The sequence below is a fragment of the Achromobacter sp. ES-001 genome, assembly GCF_019448355.1.
Lineage (GTDB): Bacteria > Pseudomonadota > Gammaproteobacteria > Burkholderiales > Burkholderiaceae_B > Achromobacter > Achromobacter spanius_B.
Map to the genome: position 1 here is coordinate 3946298 of NZ_CP079940.1, position 17512 is coordinate 3963809.

The 17512-nt window shown below is 63.3% G+C and carries 10 protein-coding genes and 3 pseudogenes; 9 read left to right on the forward strand and 4 right to left on the reverse strand.

Annotated elements, in window-relative coordinates; translation table 11 throughout:
- Nucleotides 1–46 precede the first annotated feature (46 nt).
- Nucleotides 47–802 carry an SDR family oxidoreductase gene (locus KYT87_RS17710; RefSeq protein WP_219990479.1) on the forward strand — a complete coding sequence of 252 codons (756 nt, stop codon included), beginning with the start codon at nt 47–49 and terminating at the stop codon, nt 800–802.
- 694 nt (nt 803–1496) lie between these two features.
- Nucleotides 1497–2381: a crotonase/enoyl-CoA hydratase family protein gene (locus KYT87_RS17715; RefSeq protein WP_219990480.1), complete on the forward strand. Its 885-nt coding sequence runs from the start codon at nt 1497–1499 to the stop codon at nt 2379–2381.
- Nucleotides 2382–2430: 49 nt separating this feature from the next.
- Here the strand turns inward: KYT87_RS17715 and pdeR are convergent, their stop codons facing one another.
- Entirely contained in the window at nt 2431–4428 is a 1998-nt protein-coding gene (gene pdeR, locus KYT87_RS17720; RefSeq protein WP_120154850.1) for a cyclic di-GMP phosphodiesterase, read from the reverse strand.
- Nucleotides 4429–4739: 311 nt separating this feature from the next.
- Entirely contained in the window at nt 4740–5735 is a 996-nt protein-coding gene (locus tag KYT87_RS17725; RefSeq protein WP_104144889.1) for a tripartite tricarboxylate transporter substrate binding protein, read from the reverse strand.
- Nucleotides 5736–5956: 221 nt separating this feature from the next.
- Between KYT87_RS17725 and KYT87_RS17730 the strand changes: the two genes are divergently transcribed.
- From KYT87_RS17730 to KYT87_RS17750, 5 genes are all read left to right on the forward strand, one after another.
- A complete protein-coding gene (locus KYT87_RS17730) occupies nt 5957–7732 on the forward strand; it encodes an IlvD/Edd family dehydratase (RefSeq protein WP_162941188.1) in 1776 nt (591 codons plus the stop codon).
- Between the two features lie 80 nt (nt 7733–7812).
- Entirely contained in the window at nt 7813–8496 is a 684-nt protein-coding gene (locus KYT87_RS17735; protein ID WP_189371592.1) for a GntR family transcriptional regulator, read from the forward strand.
- 245 nt (nt 8497–8741) lie between these two features.
- Entirely contained in the window at nt 8742–10895 is a 2154-nt protein-coding gene (locus KYT87_RS17740) for a type VI secretion system Vgr family protein (protein ID WP_255593261.1), read from the forward strand.
- A gap of 71 nt (nt 10896–10966) precedes the next feature.
- The gene (locus tag KYT87_RS17745; RefSeq protein ID WP_219990481.1) at nt 10967–11788 is read left to right on the forward strand and encodes a DUF4123 domain-containing protein; all 822 of its coding nucleotides are present in this window, start codon (nt 10967–10969) and stop codon (nt 11786–11788) included.
- A complete protein-coding gene (locus tag KYT87_RS17750) occupies nt 11785–15615 on the forward strand; it encodes a T6SS effector BTH_I2691 family protein (protein ID WP_219990482.1) in 3831 nt (1276 codons plus the stop codon). The genes KYT87_RS17745 and KYT87_RS17750 overlap by 4 nt, the downstream gene beginning before the upstream one ends.
- Before the next feature lie 139 nt (nt 15616–15754).
- On the opposite strand, the pseudogene KYT87_RS17755 reads toward KYT87_RS17750, so the two are convergent.
- A pseudogene (locus KYT87_RS17755) lies at nt 15755–15952 on the reverse strand (LysR substrate-binding domain-containing protein); the annotation flags it as partial.
- Here KYT87_RS17755 and KYT87_RS17760 point away from each other — a divergent pair.
- Nucleotides 15945–16136: pseudogene (locus KYT87_RS17760) on the forward strand (dihydroxy-acid dehydratase); the annotation flags it as partial. The pseudogenes KYT87_RS17755 and KYT87_RS17760 sit on opposite strands and share 8 nt — an antisense overlap.
- Nucleotides 16118–16457, forward strand: a pseudogene (locus KYT87_RS17765) (FCD domain-containing protein); the annotation flags it as partial. The pseudogenes KYT87_RS17760 and KYT87_RS17765, both read left to right, overlap by 19 nt.
- 226 nt (nt 16458–16683) lie before the next feature.
- Here KYT87_RS17765 and icmH read toward each other — a convergent pair.
- Nucleotides 16684–17511 (reverse strand): type IVB secretion system protein IcmH/DotU, encoded by an 828-nt coding sequence (gene icmH / locus KYT87_RS17770; protein WP_082134626.1) that lies wholly within the window; start codon nt 17509–17511, stop codon nt 16684–16686.
- Between the last annotated feature and the right edge of the window lies 1 nt (nt 17512).

Here is a 17512-nt window from a genome sequence, read left to right on the forward strand (position 1 = left end):
GCCCTGCGGCCTGCGCCCTACGCCCTTTTTGAACCGGAGATTCCCAATGAACAAGCAAGCCCCCGAACAAGCATCGCAACGCGTCGCCCTGGTTACTGGCGGGTCGCGCGGCATTGGCGCCGCCATCGTGCGCCGTCTGGCCGCCGACGGGTACGCCGTGGCCATCAACTATGCCTCCAGCGCGGCGCACGCCGACACCCTGGTCAGCGAGATTCGCCAGGCCGGCGGGCGCGCGTTGGCGGTGCAAGCGGACGTGGCGCGCGCCGACCAGGTGCGCGCGATGTACGACAAAGTGGAAGCCGAGCTCGGCACGGTACACGCGCTGGTCAATTGCGCCGGGGTGTTGATGGTGCAGCCGCTGGCGGAAACCACCGACGAGGCCTACGACCAGACGTTCGACATCAACACGCGCGGCACCTTCAACACGCTGCGCGAAGCCGCCACGCGGTTGGCGGACGGCGGCAGCGTCATCAACGTGTCCAGCACCACCGTGGCAACCAACCTGCCGGGTTACGCCATCTACATCGCCAGCAAGGCGGCAGTCGAAAGCCTGACGCGCGTGTTCTCCAAGGAACTGCGCGGCCGCCGCATCACGGTCAACGCCGTGGCCCCCGGCCCCGTTGCCACCGAGCTGTTCCTGAAAGGCAAAAGCCCCGAATTGATCGAGCACTTTGCCAAGATGCCGCCGCTGGAACGGCTGGGCCAGCCGGACGACATTTCAGGCATCGTGTCGTTCCTGGCCGGCCCGGATAGCGGCTGGATCAACGGGCAGGTGCTGCGCGCCAACGGCGGGCTGGCATAGCGATGCGCCTGCGCGGGCGGTGGTCAGGCGCGTGCATCGTCATGATGCGCGCGCCGATATATGGCCGCCCTGCCCCGCGCCAACCGTGCCTTTTCAGAACCGTGCCTTTCAGAACCGATACTGCGCGGTCGCGACCGTCGGCCGGCTTGTAGGTCAGGAACGCGCTGCCGTTGCGCCGCGCCACGTTGCTGACGCGGTTTCTGCACATTTTCGACCTTGCGCCGTCTGGGCTAGGGCCAGCGGCAAGGCGGATGACAGGGCTAAGGCAAGTGCCCAGGACAGGCGGCGGGGATAAACGGCGGATACATCGCAAAGCCCTTGATCGATTCAGGTTGACGAAAGCCGATACTGTCGAGCATCGATTTCATTTACCAATAAGAATTATTTTCCGTTGCCCAAGGGCAACCAGCTCATCCGTCTGCATGACGCACGACGCCGACACGCCCCCGCCCCGCACCGCCCGGAACGTCGCGAATTTGCGAGCTTGCTCATCCGTTGCGGCGATGCGGGCCCTCGCCCGAGAGGGCGAGACCAACCATGCGTTGTTGTGGATTTTGCTTTCTTCACTCGGGAGTTCGACCTACGGCCAAGTCTGGCCAGCCGGACGAGATTTGCATGAGACGGCACCCGGAAGGTCTGGTTTAGGCTGACCCGGCAGTACTCCGACTCACCTTGATCGATTGGACGAAAGCAAATGAATCAACTCATTCATACAGACTGCCATCCCTTCACCGCCGCGGGAAACATGAAGCAGATATCCGCCTTTTATGAGGAGGGACGTCGAGTCATGTGGATGATGCTGCGTGCGCAACCGCGGCCGTGCTTCAACCACGAACTTATCGACGAAATCATGACCCTGGCGCGCGCCGCCAAGGACTCCGGGCTGCCGATCGACTTCTGGGTCACGGGCTCGCTGGTGCCGCAGATCTACAACGTGGGCGGCGACCTGAACTTCTTTGCCGAGGCTATCCGCACCGGCAAGCGCGAAGCGCTGCGTGCCTACGCCCGAGCCTGCGTGGACTGCGTACACGCCGCCTCGCGCGGTTTCGACACCGGCGCGATCTCGCTGGCCATGATCGAAGGCACGGCGCTTGGCGGTGGCTTTGAAGCCGCGCTGGCGCACCACTTCGTGCTGGCGCAGAACAATGCGCGCATGGGCTTCCCAGAAATGGCGTTCAACCTGTTCCCGGGCATGGGTGGCTATTCGCTGGTGGCGCGCCGGTCCGGCATGAAGCTGGCCGAAGAGCTGATCAGTTCGGGCGAATCGCACACGGCCGAATGGTTCCACGGCAAGGGGCTGGTGGACACGCTGTTCGAGCCGGGCGAGGCGTATCGCGCCACCCGCACGTTCATCGATGTGATACGACCCAAGCTGAACGGCATGCGCGCCATGTTGCGCGCCCGCCAGCGCGTGCTGAACCTGTCGCGTTCCGAATTGATGGACATTACCGAAGACTGGGTCGAAGCCGCATTCTCGATCGACCCGAAGGACCGTGCCTACATGGAACGCCTGGTGCTGGCGCAGAACCGTCGCAGCGCCGTCAGCAGCGACGCCGCGCAGGAAGCCACCATGCACTAAGCGCGGCTGCCCACGGATCCGGCAAGCCTGCCCCTCGGCGCGGGCAGCATCAGGCGATCAGATGCAGCCGGCGCCGTTGGGCCAGCCAGGTGACGAATTCGGACGCGGGCATGGGCTTGGCGTACAGATAGCCCTGCTTGGCGTCCACGCCCAGCGTGTCCAGGAAACCGGCCTCTTCGGCGGTTTCCACGCCTTCGGCGATCACCTTCAGTTCCAGCGTGCGCGCCACCGCCACGATGGCGCGCGCCAACGCCTGCGACACCGGGTTTTCGTTCACGCCGCGCACAAAGCTGGCGTCCAGCTTGATGGCATCAAGCGGTATGCGCGCCAGCTGCGACAGCGACGAATAGCCCGTGCCGAAGTCGTCCAGGTGCACGCGCGCGCCCAGTTGCCGGAACTGCTTGATCAGGTCGATGGCGGCGCCCTCGTCTTCGATCAGGCAGCTTTCGGTAAGCTCGATATCCAGCATGCACGGGTCCAGCCCCGCGTCGCCGATCGCGCGCATGAAGTCGCTGACCACGCCCTTGTCATCCAACTGGCGGGCCGACATGTTGATGGCGATGCGGATGTTCAAGCCGTCGCGTTTCCACGCCGCGGCCTGACGCGCCGCTTCGCGCATCACCCACACGCCCAACGGCGAGATCAGGCCGGATTCCTCGGCGTAAGGGATGAAGGTGCCCGGGCAGACCATGCCGCGCTCGGGCGAGCGCCAGCGCAGCAAGGCTTCAACGCTGTGCACTTCGCCGGTGCGGCCGACCAGCTTGGGCTGGTAGTACAGCATCAGATGATTTTCGGCCAAGGCCTTGCGCAGGTTGGTGTCCAGCCACACGTAGTCGGCGTTGCGCCGGTCCATGTCGGGTTGGAACACACGGTAGGTGTGGCGCCCCGCTTCCTTGGCCACGTACATGGCGATGTCGGCGCTGCGCACCACGCTGTCCAGGTCAGCGCCGTGGTCCGGGTACATCGCGATACCGATCGAGCAGCTGGTGTAGACCTCGATCAGGCCTTGCCGGAAGGGCTCGCGCAAGCGTTCGATGATGCGCTCGGCGGTGGATTCCAGTTCCCAGGCCTGCGCCTGTTCCTGCAACACGATGAACTCGTCGCCCCCCAGCCGGGCCAGCGTCTGGCCGGGTGACAGGCAGGTGGAAATCGCCACCGATACGGCCTTGAGCAGGCGGTCGCCAAAGCCATGGCCGTAGTGGTCGTTGATACGCTTGAAGTTATCCAGGTCCAGGAACAGCACGCCGCCACGCCCCTCCTGCCCCGCCGCCAACGCCGCCTTCAGGCGCGCGGTGATCGCGTGGCGGTTGGGCAGGTTGGTCAGCATGTCGGTGTTGGCCAGCACGCGCAGGCGTTCCTGCGCCGCGCGTTCTTCGGTGATGTCGGTGCCCGAGCAGATCAGGTAGACGCGTTTTTCACCGCTGCCGCTGGTGACGAATTTATTGCGGAACAGGAACAGGCGCGGACCCTTGACCGTGTTGATCAGGCGTTCCACTTCGTAGGACTGGCCGCGCTTGTAGAACTCGGCGATATTGCGACGCGAGGCAATGGCCTCTTCGCGCGTCATGAACATTTCGAACACGCTGCGTCCGACGATGTCCTGTTCGCGCTTGCCCGTGTATTCCTCGCTAAGCTTGTTAAAGCGCTGCACGCGGCCGTTCTGGTCCACGATGACGATCACCGAATTGGCCTCGGACACCACGGTTTCGGCAAACGACAAGCCTTCGACCAGGTCCTTGGCCACCGATTCAGTATCGGAATGGGCGGACGCGGTACCGGCCCATTCATTCGGATTGATCTTGCGGCCCACCAGGTGCAGGCGGAGCACGTCGCCATACAGGGCGATGTCGATGCGCACGCTGGAGGTAATGCCCGTCATCGTTCGAATAATGTCAGCCTGATCCGGCCTGAGCGCCATCGCGACATTCGTCGCCCCCTTGATGGCGGCCAATTCCATGGCGTCGCTATCGGCCGACAAGCGCCAATAAGGGCTATGCGTACCGAAGTGCGTGTACAGGATCGACTTTTCGTCTTGATTCTCTGTCATCGTGGTATCCCCCCACTGTCCTAGGCTGGACCGCAAAGAACATTACGGCCTAGTCCGAACAGGGTCAATACCCGGGTGCAGCGCACAAATCCTGTATTGCGAATTATTGCATCGGCTTTTCCGGCGGCCCGGCGCACGAAGGACTTCCCGCTTGGAATTAATGCGTGGTTTCGCCTTTCCACGAACGTGTTGTTGCGCGAGGCCGCGTGGCGTTGCACAAAAAATTTCGCCGAAGATTCGCGAGAATCTTCGGCGTGCGATCAAAAACAGTAAGGCGACACCAGGTCAATGTCCCGGTCTATGAAGCGGGATCAGTCCCCCTTCACACCTGCCTCGTCGATGACCTTGGTCCAGCGGGCCAGTTCGGCCGAGATCCGGGCCCCGGCATCGGCCGGCGTGGTCCAGGTGGCGATGGCGCCCTGGTTCAGCAACGAGGCCTGCACCTGCGGCTTGGCCAGGATCTTCTTCAGTTCGCCATTCAGACGGTCGATGACCGGCGCCGGCGTATTGGCGGGCGCGACGATGCCGAACATGGAACTGACTTCGAAGTCCTTCAAGCCGGCTTCAGCGGCGGTCGGCACGTCGGGCAGCGCGTCCACGCGCTTGGGCGAGGTCACCGCCAACGCGCGCAGCTTGCCCGCCTTGATGTTGGCCTGCGCGGCGGGCACGGTTTCGATCATGCTCAGCACCTGCCCGCCCATCAGGTCGGTCATGGCGGGGCCGCTGCCCTTGTACGGCACGTGCAGGATGTCGACGCCCGCCGTGCGCTTGAACATTTCGCCGGCCAGATGCTGCGGCGATCCGTTACCGGCCGAGGCCATGGTGATGTAGCCGGGCTTGGACTTGGCCAGCGCGATGAATTCGGACAGCGTCTTGGCCTGCACCGACGGGTTCACCACGAACACCAGCGGCACGGTGCCCACGATGGACACCGGCGCAAAGCTCTTTTCCACGTCATACGTGACGCGGCCGCGATACAGCGCGGCATTGATGGAGTGGCTGGTCAGCGCGCCCATCAGCAGCGTGTAGCCGTCGGGTTGCGCCTTGGCAACCTGGTCCGCGCCGATGTTGCCCGCCGCGCCCGCGCGGTTTTCCACGATGACCGACTGGCCCAGCGCGCCCGTCAGTTCCTGCGCCAGCACGCGGCCGATCACGTCGGTGGCGCCTCCGGGCGGGTACGGCACGATCAGGCGGATGGGCTTGTCGGGATAGGCATCGGCGGACAGAGCCGGGGCGGACACGCCGGCGCACAGAGCCAGCAGGGAAAACAGGACGGCACGGCGCGGCCGCAGACGCAGGTCTGACATATAGGTCTCTCCAGCCGGGATGAGTATAGGAATGGACGGACGCCCGGCTCGTCAACCGCGCCAGTGTAGGAGCCGAAACTTGATTGAAGAATCAGAATTTTTCTATCGACTGATCGGGAATAACGATCAATATTCGCCGGCGCGAAAACCGCTTGCAGCCGCTTTCAAAGGCTGGCTATGATCTTGGACCTGGATTATCAATAATATTATCGGGACTGAAAATGACGGACGAGACCAAGGGCGCCAAGCCCGTGATGGGCCCTTTTGACAGCGACAGCGCCACCGCGCAGGGCGTGGCGCGCGGGCTCACCAACTACGGCGACAAGGGGTTCTCGCTGTTCTTGCGCAAGGCCTTCATCAAGGGCGCCGGCCTGTCGGATGACGCGCTGGCTCGTCCCATCATCGGCATCGTCAACACGGGCAGCAGCTACAACCCGTGCCACGGCAACGCCCCGCAACTAATCGAAGCCGTCAAGCGCGGCGTCATGCTGGCGGGCGGCCTGCCGATGGACTTCCCGACCATCTCGGTGCACGAGAGCTTCTCGCAGCCCACCAGCATGTACCTGCGCAACCTGATGTCGATGGACACCGAGGAAATGATCCGCGCGCAGCCCATGGACGCCGTGGTGCTGATCGGCGGCTGCGACAAGACCGTGCCCGCGCAGCTGATGGGCGCGGCCTCGGCCGGCGTGCCCGCCATTCAATTGGTCACGGGGTCGATGCTGACCGGCTCGCACCGTGGCGAACGGGTCGGCGCCTGCACCGACTGCCGCCGCTACTGGGGCCGCTACCGCGCCGACGAGATCGACGCGCCGGAAATCGCCGACGTCAACAATCAGCTGGTGGCCAGTGTGGGCACCTGTTCCGTAATGGGCACGGCCAGCACCATGGCCTGCATCACCGAAGCGCTGGGCATGATGGTGGCGGGCGGCGCGTCGGCCCCCGCCGTGACCGCCGACCGCGTACGCGTGGCGGAACGCACCGGCGCCACCGCCGTGGCCATGGCTGCGTCGCGCCTGACGCCCGACCAGATCATCAACGGCAAGTCCATCGAAAACGCCTTGCGCGTGCTGCTGTCGATCGGCGGGTCCACCAACGGCATCGTGCACCTGACCGCCATCGCCGGCCGCCTGGGTATCGACATCGACCTGGCCGGGCTGGACCGCATCAGCCGCGAAACCCCCGTGCTGGTCGACCTGAAGCCGTCGGGCCAGCACTATATGGAAGACTTCCACGACGCCGGCGGCATGCTGGCGCTGCTGCGCGAGCTGCGTCCATTCCTGCACCTGGATGTGATGACGGTATCCGGCCGCACGCTGGGCCAGGAACTGGATGACGCGCCGGCGCCCTTCAAGCAGGACGTGATCCGCACGGCCGCCGCCCCCATCTACCCGGTGGGCGGCCTGGCCGTGCTGCGCGGCAACCTGGCCCCGGGCGGCGCCATCATCAAGCAGTCGGCCGCCAACCCCAAGCTGATGGAACACGAAGGCCGCGCCGTGGTGTTCGAAGACGCCGAGGACATGGCGCGCCGCATCGACGACGACGCGCTGGACGTGACCGCTGACGACATCCTGGTGCTCAAGCGCATTGGGCCCACCGGCGCGCCGGGCATGCCGGAAGCCGGCTACATGCCGATCCCCAAAAAGCTGGCGCGCGCCGGCGTCAAAGACATGGTGCGCATTTCGGACGGCCGCATGAGCGGCACGGCGGCCGGCACCATCGTGTTGCACGTCACGCCCGAATCCGCGATCGGCGGCCCGCTGGCTTACGTGCAAAATGGCGACCGCATCCGCCTGTCGGTGGCCAACCGCGAAATTGCGCTGCTGGTGGACGATGCCGAACTGGCGCGCCGCGCGGCGGAAAAGCCCATCACCCGGCCCACCGCCGACCGAGGCTACCGCAAGCTGTTCCTGCAAACCGTAACGCAGGCCGACCAGGGCGTGGATTTCGACTTCCTGCGCGCTGGTGTTACGCATGACACCGTGCCGAAGAAATAAGTGGGCCCGGCGTCAATTACCTGGCTTGAAACCCCTGGCGTAGCTCGCCGTAAAGCAAACCGACCCGGCAACCCTCCGACATGAACGCCATCACGCCCGACGCCCTGCAAGCAGAGGCCCCCGACGCCACGCAATCCGCGGTGGCAGCCCTGGAAGAAGACATCGTCTTCGGCCGGCTGCACCCGCGCGAACGCCTGACCGAAGACGAGCTGATGGCGCGCTTTTCCATGAAGCGCCATGCGGTGCGCCAGGTGCTTACCGAGCTGGAACTGTTGGGCGTGGTCGAAAAAAAGCGCAACGTCGGCGCCGTGGTGCGGACATTTTCCGCACGTGAAGTCATGGAGCTGTACGCGTTGCGCGAGGTGCTGGAAGTCCACGCCGCCAGCCAGATGCCGCTACCCGTTGCCGAAGCGCGGCTGGCGGCGTTGATCACGGTCCAACGCGAACACGACGCCGCCGTGGCCGACGGCGACGCACGCCGCGTGTTCCGCAGCAACCAACGCTTTCACCGCGAATTCTTCGGCCTGCTGGACAACGCGGTGCTGGGCCAGGCCATCGAGGAATACGCCCGCCGCACCCACCCGATCCGCTTCGGCACCCTGGTCGCCGCCGGCCCTCGCGAACGCGCCAGACAAGAACACTGGGCCATGATCCACGCACTGCGCGACGGCGATCGCAAGGCCTTGATGACAGTCTGCCGGGACCATTTGCTGCCCTCGCGCGATGCGTATCTGGCGTCGGAACAAACGCGGCTGCGGGCGTGATGCGCGCCGCAGGTAGGGCCGATGCGGCAAAAGCCCCGGGTTCGGCCAGGACGCACGGCCTGACTGTTACCCAATTTGGCGACTCGCATCGCAAGCCCTCTTTGGATATACGGATAAGAAGTCTATCCATGATGCCCAAGGGTAAGGTTCAGAAGCCAGTCCTCTGACTTCCCTATTCGCCCTATAGCCACTGTCTGAAAGGCAATGCGCTTTTCGTAATCGTCCTATAGCCCCGTCCCGGCGATGTGGCCGACTATGTCGGCATCTCGCGTCCCGGGGGGGCTATCGTGACTCATCTGTGCGACCTGCGCTTTACCTTTGGCGTCGTTGGCGGCTTGGATTTCGAGCTTGTCGAGTTCACGTTTGACGAAGCGCTTTCCGAACCGTTTCGCCTGGAGCTGGAACTGGCCAGCGCCGATGCGTCGATCGACTTTGCCCGAATCCTGGATCAACCCGCGCTGCTGACCATTTGGCGCGACGATGCCCCGTTGCGGTACATCCACGGCGTCGTGTCCCGTTTCGAACAAGGCACGACCGGCTTTCGCCGCACGCGCTACCGCGCCACCGTCGAACCGCAGCTGGCCCGCGCGGGCCTGTGTTCCGATTGGCGCATCTTCCAGCACCTGTCCGTGCCCGAAATTCTGCAAAGCGTCCTGAAAGAGCACGGCATCCTTGATTACGAGCAGACGATCACGCATGAGCACCTGACACGTGAATACTGCGTACAGGCCGGCGACACGGACCTGCACTTTGTTGAACGTCTGGCCCGAGAAGAAGGATTCTTCTACGCCTTTCACCACCACGCCAAGGGTCACCGGCTAATACACAGCGACCGCCTGCACATACACGGCCGTATCGACGGGGATCCCGTGCTTTATCAACCGGCACCCGGGGGTGACCAAACTGAACCCGCGCTGCGCCGGTTCTCTTATGCCGAACAAGTCCGTACCGCCCGGCAAACCCAGCGCGACTACACCTACACCCATCCGCGATACGCCCAGGAACACAGTCACGACGGCAGCGACCTGCAACATCAGCACGCCCATTACGAACGCTACGACTACCCCGGTCGCTACAAGCGCGACGAAGCGGGCAAACCCTACACAGAAAACCGGTTGCGCGGCCTGCGGCGTGACGCGCGCGTCGCAACTGTCGAGGGCGACGACCCTCGCCTGGAGCCAGGACTTTCGTTCGAACTGGTCGGCCATCCGCGCAACGACTTGAACCAAGGCTGGCGTCCGATACGCATGCGCCATCATGGCGTCCAGCACACCAGCCAACAAGAAGACGGCGCCGATGCGCAACGCGGCACGCAATACCGCTACACCGCGGAACTCGTGTCAAAGCACGCCGAATGGCGAGCCGAACCGTTGCCCAAGCCTCGGATCGACGGGCCGCAGGTCGCCACGGTGACGGGCCCCGCGGGCGAGGAGATCTATTGCGACAACTACGGACGGGTCAAGGTGCAATTCCCCTGGGACCGCCTGGGCAAGCATGACGAGCACAGCTCATGCTGGATCCGGGTATCGCAAAACTGGGCGGGCGCCACGTGGGGTCACATGGCAATACCCAGGATCGGACAGGAAGTCATCGTGAACTATCTGGACGGCGATGCGGACCAGCCGGTCATCACCGGCAGAACGCACATGGCGCTGCAGCTGCCGCCGTATGAGCTGCCCCGCCACAAGACACGCATGACGATCAAGAGCCAGACCCACAAGGGCCAGGGCTACAACGAACTGCGATTTGAAGATGAGCGGGACCAAGAAGAGATATACGTCCACGCGCAGAAGGACCAGAACATTCACGTCAACCACGACGAGAACACGTTTGTCGGCCATGACCGCAGCGAAAAAGTGGAAAACGACGAAACCATCGTGATCGGCCATGACCGCGAGGAAACGGTGGGCAACGATGAACGCGCCGACATTGGCCGGGATCGCCGGCACCGGATCGGCCAGGACGAGGTGCTGGAAGTCGTACGGGACCACAGCATCATCACTGGCAAGGACCGAACAGACGAAGTGGGGAACAATCGTCGCGACAAGACGTTTGCCCATCACTGGATCGAAACCGGCGGCCACCTCGAACACCAGATTCAAGGGCATCACCGCATCGAAGCCGGACAGGCGATTGAACGCGCCACCACCGTCTACCGCCTTCAAACCCGCGAGCGGATCGTATTGCAAAGCCCCGGTGGCTCGATCACGCTTGATGAAGGCGGCATCACGCTGGACGGTGTCGCCGTCAATATCAAGGGCCCGCTTAATCAGCGAGGCTCGGGCGCGGGCGTCGCGCTCAACATTGACAGCACGCCAAACGCCGACGAACCCATTTGCCTAAGCTGCTGGCTCAAAGCGGCGAAAGAGCGCACCGCGCTGATGAAGGTAAGCCCATGATTCCGTCCCAACTGCAACGGGCTCTGGCGGAAGACATACACGGCGCACCGCCCGGGCAAGCGCGTTATTCGATGGTGTTGATCGATATGGCCGCGTTATCCGACGCGCAACGCGACAAGGTCCAGCGCGACATGCCTGGCAAGCTCCATCCGCTGTTGCTGGACCCTGCGTTCGCGGTCTTACGGCCGCTGGGCGCGATGCTGGCTGGCCCGGGCGAAGGCGGTCTTTCTTCGCTGAACGGTTTGGTATCCGTAGCGAGCCCCTACGACACCGACATCGCCCAAGCCTGGATCACCAGCACCCTCAGTCCGGCCGACCTGGCCGTCCATTTAAGCCAGGCAAGCTTCGCGGTCGATCAAAACGGCGAACGTTACCTGCTGCGCTTCTACGACCCGTTGATCACCCCCGTTTTGCACAGGCAAGCCGACGCTGCCTGGGTAGACGGCGTGTTTGCGCCCATCATTTCATGGTGGTTTACCGGTGCCGATCTCAAGCATCCGCAATGGCACGGCATTCCGGGCGGTGCAAATGCCCAATGCCGTCCGCCCACGCCCCTGGTGTTGACGGAGGCGCTGTGGACGGCCCTGGCGGCGGATCCGCTTGAGCACCGCTTGCTTGACGCGCTCGAACGAGCCTCGGCTGACCTGTTCTCTTCCTCGTGCCGTGGGGTGCGTTTGGCGCATATTCGGACCCACCTTGCGTCGGCCCATCAGATCGGGCTGAGCCGCCATGACGATTTGATCGCCTTCGTATTCACGGCTTTGTCGCGGCCGGCCGCCAGCCTTCACGCCGACCGCGCATGGCAGCAGGCGCTGCAGCATGCCGTCGCTGGAGGAACACCCCTAGCCGTCGCCACCTCGATCCCTACTCCGCGCAACAGGACTTCCCGATGACGATGCCGACCCTTGCGTCCCTGGTGCCGGAAATTCTCCGCATCGCTGATCAGACGCGCTGCGACGCGGGCCCCAGCGCCGTGGTCGCGTGCAAGAGCGAAGTCGCCATCCTGCCCCTGCGCTATGCCGTTGTGACCGACGCCGGCCCGGGCCTGGATACCTTGGCGCCTGCGCTACCGCCCCACCTTGGCGCCGATTTTCCGCCGCTACAGGGCAAGCACGCGCGCTATGCCGTACGCACGATGCGCAGAGGCTATCTGTACCTGTTCACGAAGCGCTACATGAAGGACTGGTTCTGCGAAAGTGCCTATCGCACCTATGACACCGGTCTGTTCAAGCGTGTCTTTCCCTATGCGCCCCAGCACCACGCTCTTGAGCCGATCCATGAACCCACAGCCCGTGTGCACGATCTGCACGGCCCGGCCGAAAGCGGCCCCGGTGCCTGGACCGTGTGCCTGAAAGCCCCCGAAGACATTGAAGAACTTCGCGCCCTGTTCACGCCCGATCCCTTGACCAAGCGCATGCTGGACTTGATATCCAGCTTCAGCCCGCTACGCAATCAACTACAGAACTTCGATATCCGAAAGCTGCTGATGTCGTGCTCGCGTACGCCGGACGTGCTGGACCCCAGCACCATCGACGACACGCTGGCGGACGCCATTGCGCAAGATCAGCCTGACACCGCGTCCGTCCTGGCAGGCCAGCTTTATTCCGATCCCGAGAACCGCTACGCGCGCCAAATCGTCGCCCTGGATCTGAAGGAAAGCGCACGCCGTGCTCGCGGCTTTGGCATCGTGCTGCACGACGCCCTCGGGATCACGCAGCAGCTCAATAGCTGGCGCAACGACGCCTATGAAGCCGTGCAGCGGTACTTGGACAAGAAGGACGGCAAAGGCGTTGAGAACCAGCGCAAGGTCTTGGTGGCCCAGGCATTTATCGACGTCAAGCAGCAGTTCGAAACCCGCTCGGCGGCGCTGGAAGCCCAACATTTCATCGACATTGAGCGAGCCAGGGTTTACGACCCCGGCATGGCGGTGGGCCGCAACTGGGTCTTGAACGACGACGAGCGTGAACGCTGGGACAGCGAGGCAGACCAATACATCACCCAGTTCGAAGACGCGATGCGCGCCAAGGTCCAGGCGAAGCTGGACAGCGGTGAGTACCGGCGCAGGTTCGACAGCAAATATCTGTCTCCGGCAACACCGGGGCAGGCGGTGCGCGTGGCAGACATGGACGTGGAGTTAACGACGTTCGACGCCGTGTCGGCGGCCGCCGAAAACGTCGGTGCCAAGCGCGCCAAGGATCACGAACGCTGGCTCACCAGCGAACAACTGCTGAGCGCGCTGGACGTCTACGACGACCGGGATCTGACAAGCGGCTGGCGCTTTGCCGGCCAGACGGGCTTGTGCGTGCTGGGCGCGGACGGGTGCGCGAGCACAGCGGATCTGATCGAACAATGGTGGACGGGAAGCCCGACCGACCGCGCCAACCTGGCGATGCGCGGCTTTGCGCTGAACCAAACAGAGATTCAGGCGGAATTGCAACGCACGCTGAACGCGGCGCGCCTTCACGCGCAAACCCAGGCGCGTGATCTTATTCTGTCTAACGACAGAATGATCCAGCAGGTTCAGGCCGGGTTCGTCGCCGTTCAACATCTGGCTGATCTATTCGACAAGGCGAACGGATTGTTCGAAGCCTTGTCAGCCGCAGGCGAAACGAACCTGGCGGGTGGCGCCCTGGCCTGGTACTCCAGCCTGGGCCGCCAATCCCTGCGCTACGGCTCGACCGGCAAGGAATGGGCCTTCCATGGCATCACCCGAAGCTGGCTGGCGGCCAGCGTCAGCAAGCGGGCCACGAACTTGCGTATCGACGAACTGACCAAACTCGGGCGTAGCGCGGATCCCAAGCAATTGCGCGCACAGATTGGCCGGAACACCAGATTCGCATTTGCCACCGAACTTGTGGACGCCCATCGCAGTGACTTTTACAAGCTGCGCGCCAGCAGCTGGTTGCTGTTCTTTGAAGCGGCGTTGATTGCAATGCGGGTGCGGGATATGCCGGACGATGAACGCGGCGCGGGGGAGTTGATCGCCCATGGGTTGCTTGCAGGTGCTGCGGGGACGGAAATACTGGCGGCCGGGACGGAGTTGGTATTGCAGCATTACAGCGCCGCCAGCGTCACCGGAACGGGAGCGACGGTCTTTCTGGGGCAGCTGAAGCTGGTCGGTGGCGCGTTGGCGGCGGTGGGTGGGGTGGTGTTGATGGGGTATGACCTCAAGGATGGCCTGGGAGCATTGAAAGAAACCAAGCATGAGTTGGCATTTGCCCATTACCTTAGATTCCTGGCCGCTATTGCGATGGTGGGCAGCCAATCCAGCATTGCCTTTGCCGCCGCCGGTCCGATGCTGAAGATCCTGGCAGAGCGAGGAGGAAAATCATACGCGTTGACCTCGCTCCTTCTCGTGGCGGCAAGGGCTTCCTCATTTCTGGGAAGGCCCGCCACGCTCGCACTATTGCGTAGTCTGCTTCTGCGCAGCACGTTGATTGGGATTGCCGCCACCTTGGCTATAGCCGTTTTTGATGACGACGCGCTAGAAAAATGGTGCAAGCGCTCTACCTATCGCGGCGTCGAGTACCAAGGCAACAGCCCGCACAACGCACTGGAGAATGAGTTTAGCCGATTTGTACAGCGCCTTGCTGGAGATAATCTGATGTATCTGATGGAATGGATTTTGTGGCTTTCCGTCATCAAATCCGATGCCTGGCTGCAGGAACAGGCGGATGAGAATCCGAACGACCTTGCCAGCAGGCCTTTGGAACCGGTTTATGAGGATCTACTCTTCGCGGAATATGCACGATTGCGTGCCGCGCGATCTGACCACGCCGAATCCAGAAGCCCGGTATATGCCTGCGACAACACCATCCTCGAGATGCGTTGCGGCGCTATGGAAGAAAAGCGGGGATTCATGACTCTCATGTCCGCGTTTTTCTTTTGGCCCACTCTCGTCGCCATCGAGGGCATTCCCATACTTTTTACTGAGCCAAACGCTGGCCACTGGAGTATCAGCAAGGCGGCCGTTCTGCTTCTTCTTGTCGTAATGAGCGCAGCATCGCTCTACGTCTACTTCAAATACCTCTTCCGCTTCACCCGCCTGGAATCCCTTACGTCCCGCCACCTGCTCATCCGATTCAACCGCATCACCCGCCAGGTCTACCTGCACCGCCCACCCAGTTGCGGCGGTATCGCCGTACTACCCTGGGATGACATTCATCACGATGCAGTCCCCGGCGTGAACCTTGTCGTTGGCTGGTACCCGCCCTATTCCCCGCTGCCTTTTCCCAACATGGTTTTCGTCGGCAAGAAAAGCGTTAGCGAATTCGATATGAAAGCCGAATGGGAGTACATCCGCCGCTACATGGATGAAGGCGGTCTGGATGCGGTATCCCCGCCGCGCCTGAGTTCGCACCTGCCTTTGCCTTGGCCCGCCTTCGCGGCGCAGTTCGAGGCGCTGGGCCCGTACCTGCGTCACAGCGGCCCGTTGACCTGGCTTGGAATGCTATTGATATCTCCGGCCCTGCTGGTTATCGGCCTGGGGCATTGGGTGTCGCTCATGTTGTGCTGGCGTCCGCGTTGGCCAAAGATCATTCGGGAAGCCGGCTTGCCCGGCAAGCCAACCCCGCCGTTGACCACCATCGACGACTATCCGCCGGACGTTCGTGCGGCGTTGCTGGAAAACGCACATCGATGGGTCGTGCGACCGGGTTCGCCGCCACCACGACCCAAGCGATTTTCCTTCAAGGGAAGCTGGGAGAACCGCAAGCGCTGACTGCCAGTCGCTTGCCGCTAACGACCAGCAGCCGACGTTGACGCGGCCCCATGAGTGCCCATAAACGCCCCTATCAACGCCCCATCAATGCCCCATCAACGCCAGATCAACGACTGAGCAACGACTGAGCAACGCCCCATCACCTCCCCTGCAACGCCAGATATTCCTTCAACGTCCCCACCAACGCCGCCGCCGCTGGCGACAAACTGCGGTTGCGTGACGTGACCAGGCCAATCGATCTTTCCGCCACCGGCCCGATCAGCGGGCGTTGCACGATCCCTGTCTGCGACACCGCGCCGGCGGCGATCTCGGGCAGGGCCGCCACGCCCAAACCGCATGAAAACGCCTTGCGCGTGCTGCTGTCGATCGGCGGGTCCACCAACGGCATCGTGCACATGACCGCCATCGCCAGCCGCCTGGGTATCGACATCCACCTGGCCGGGCTGGACCGCATCAGCCGCGAAACCCCCTTGCTGGTCGACCTGAAGCCGTCGGGCCAGCACTATATGGAAGACTTCCACGCGAACGCCTGACCGAAGACGAGCTGATGGCGCGCTTTTCCATGAAGCGCCATGCGGTGCGCCAGGTGCTTACCGAGCTGGAACTGTTGGGCGGGGGCGCTGGGCCAGGCCATCGAGGAATACGCCCGCCGCACCCACCCGATCCGCTTCGGCACCCTGGTCGCCGCCGGCCCTCGCGAACGCCCCAGACAAGAACACTGGGCCATGATCCACGCACTGCGCGACGGCGATCGCAAGGCCCTGATGACAGTCTGCCGGGACCATTTGCTGCCCTCGCGCGATGCGTATCTGGCGTCGGAACAAACGCGGCTGCGGGCGTGATGCGCGCCGCAGGCAGGGCCGATGCGGCAAAAGCCCCGGGTTCGGCCCGCCGTGAACGCTGTTGCACGAACGGGTTGATCAGCGTCAGCCGATCGTCGATCGACATCGCGGTTTGCATGTCTTCGGTGTAAAGAATTTCGCTGCCCGCCGCCAGCGCGGCCGCCACGATGACATCGTTGGCGCGCGCAAATTGGCCGCCCCCACACGCGCGCCCGCGCTCATCAGCCTAGTTCTTCAAGATCCCGTCCAGCGAATGCAGCACGATGTCGGTGGTGCTGCCCAGGCTGAGCGCAAATGCGGCGTATAGGGCGGCCAGCAGTAGCGCGGCGCTGAGCCAGGGCGTCCACCAGGGCCATTGGCGGCCGACGCGATAGCGGCGGGATGCGATGTTGGTGCTGGCGTCTGTCAGGGCTTCCGGGGTTTCGCCGCGCAGTTCGCGCAAGGCGCGGTGCAGCTTGACGATGATGGTTTGCAGTGCCTCGTTCTGGTTGTGCTGCAAGCCATACTTGCCTTTGAAGCCCAGGCACAGGCATAGGTATTTGAATTCCAGCACGTCGCGATAGCGCGCGGGGTCCATCATCATGCGCGAAAGGACCGTGAAGAATTTCTCGCCGCCCCAGGTCTCGCTGTGGTTCACGCTTAGCAGCGAGCGTTCCGCCCATGATGAATGCGCGCCCCAGGGCGTGCCCATCACGGCTTCGTCGATAAAGGTGCACAGCGCATAGCGGTACGCCAGCTGCGTGGCGCCGTCGTAGCCATGCTGGCGGATTTCTTCGTCCAGCGCGGATATCTGGTCGCGTACGGTGGCGTAGAGGTCTTGGATGTCGTCGTATTCGCTTAGTTTGCGCAGGCGGATCACCAGGCCGAACAGCGGCAGCGCGCCGTCCACCAAGGGGTTGTAGCCGTGCCCGCGCAGCTGAAAGCCCAGGTCTTCGTCGCGGTCGATATGGCCGATGGTGTCGTAGCCGATGCGCGCTTTGTCATTGATTTCGGGCGTGGCGGATGTGCGCAGGAACTTGCCGCTGGGACGCTCGGTGGTGGCGGGGGTCGTCATG

What these genes read in the sequence shown, in the direction of transcription:
- KYT87_RS17730 (WP_162941188.1), top strand. Translation starts at nt 5,957, where the DNA reads ATGACGGACGAGACCAAGGGCGCCAAGCCCGTGATGGGCCCTTTTGAC.
- KYT87_RS17715 (WP_219990480.1), top strand. Translation starts at nt 1,497, where the DNA reads ATGAATCAACTCATTCATACAGACTGCCATCCCTTCACCGCCGCGGGA.
- KYT87_RS17750 (WP_219990482.1), top strand. Translation starts at nt 11,785, where the DNA reads ATGACGATGCCGACCCTTGCGTCCCTGGTGCCGGAAATTCTCCGCATC.
- icmH (WP_082134626.1), bottom strand. Translation starts at nt 17,511, where the DNA reads ATGACGACCCCCGCCACCACCGAGCGTCCCAGCGGCAAGTTCCTGCGC.
- KYT87_RS17745 (WP_219990481.1), top strand. Translation starts at nt 10,967, where the DNA reads ATGGTGTTGATCGATATGGCCGCGTTATCCGACGCGCAACGCGACAAG.
- KYT87_RS17735 (WP_189371592.1), top strand. Translation starts at nt 7,813, where the DNA reads ATGAACGCCATCACGCCCGACGCCCTGCAAGCAGAGGCCCCCGACGCC.
- KYT87_RS17725 (WP_104144889.1), bottom strand. Translation starts at nt 5,735, where the DNA reads ATGTCAGACCTGCGTCTGCGGCCGCGCCGTGCCGTCCTGTTTTCCCTG.
- pdeR (WP_120154850.1), bottom strand. Translation starts at nt 4,428, where the DNA reads ATGACAGAGAATCAAGACGAAAAGTCGATCCTGTACACGCACTTCGGT.
- KYT87_RS17710 (WP_219990479.1), top strand. Translation starts at nt 47, where the DNA reads ATGAACAAGCAAGCCCCCGAACAAGCATCGCAACGCGTCGCCCTGGTT.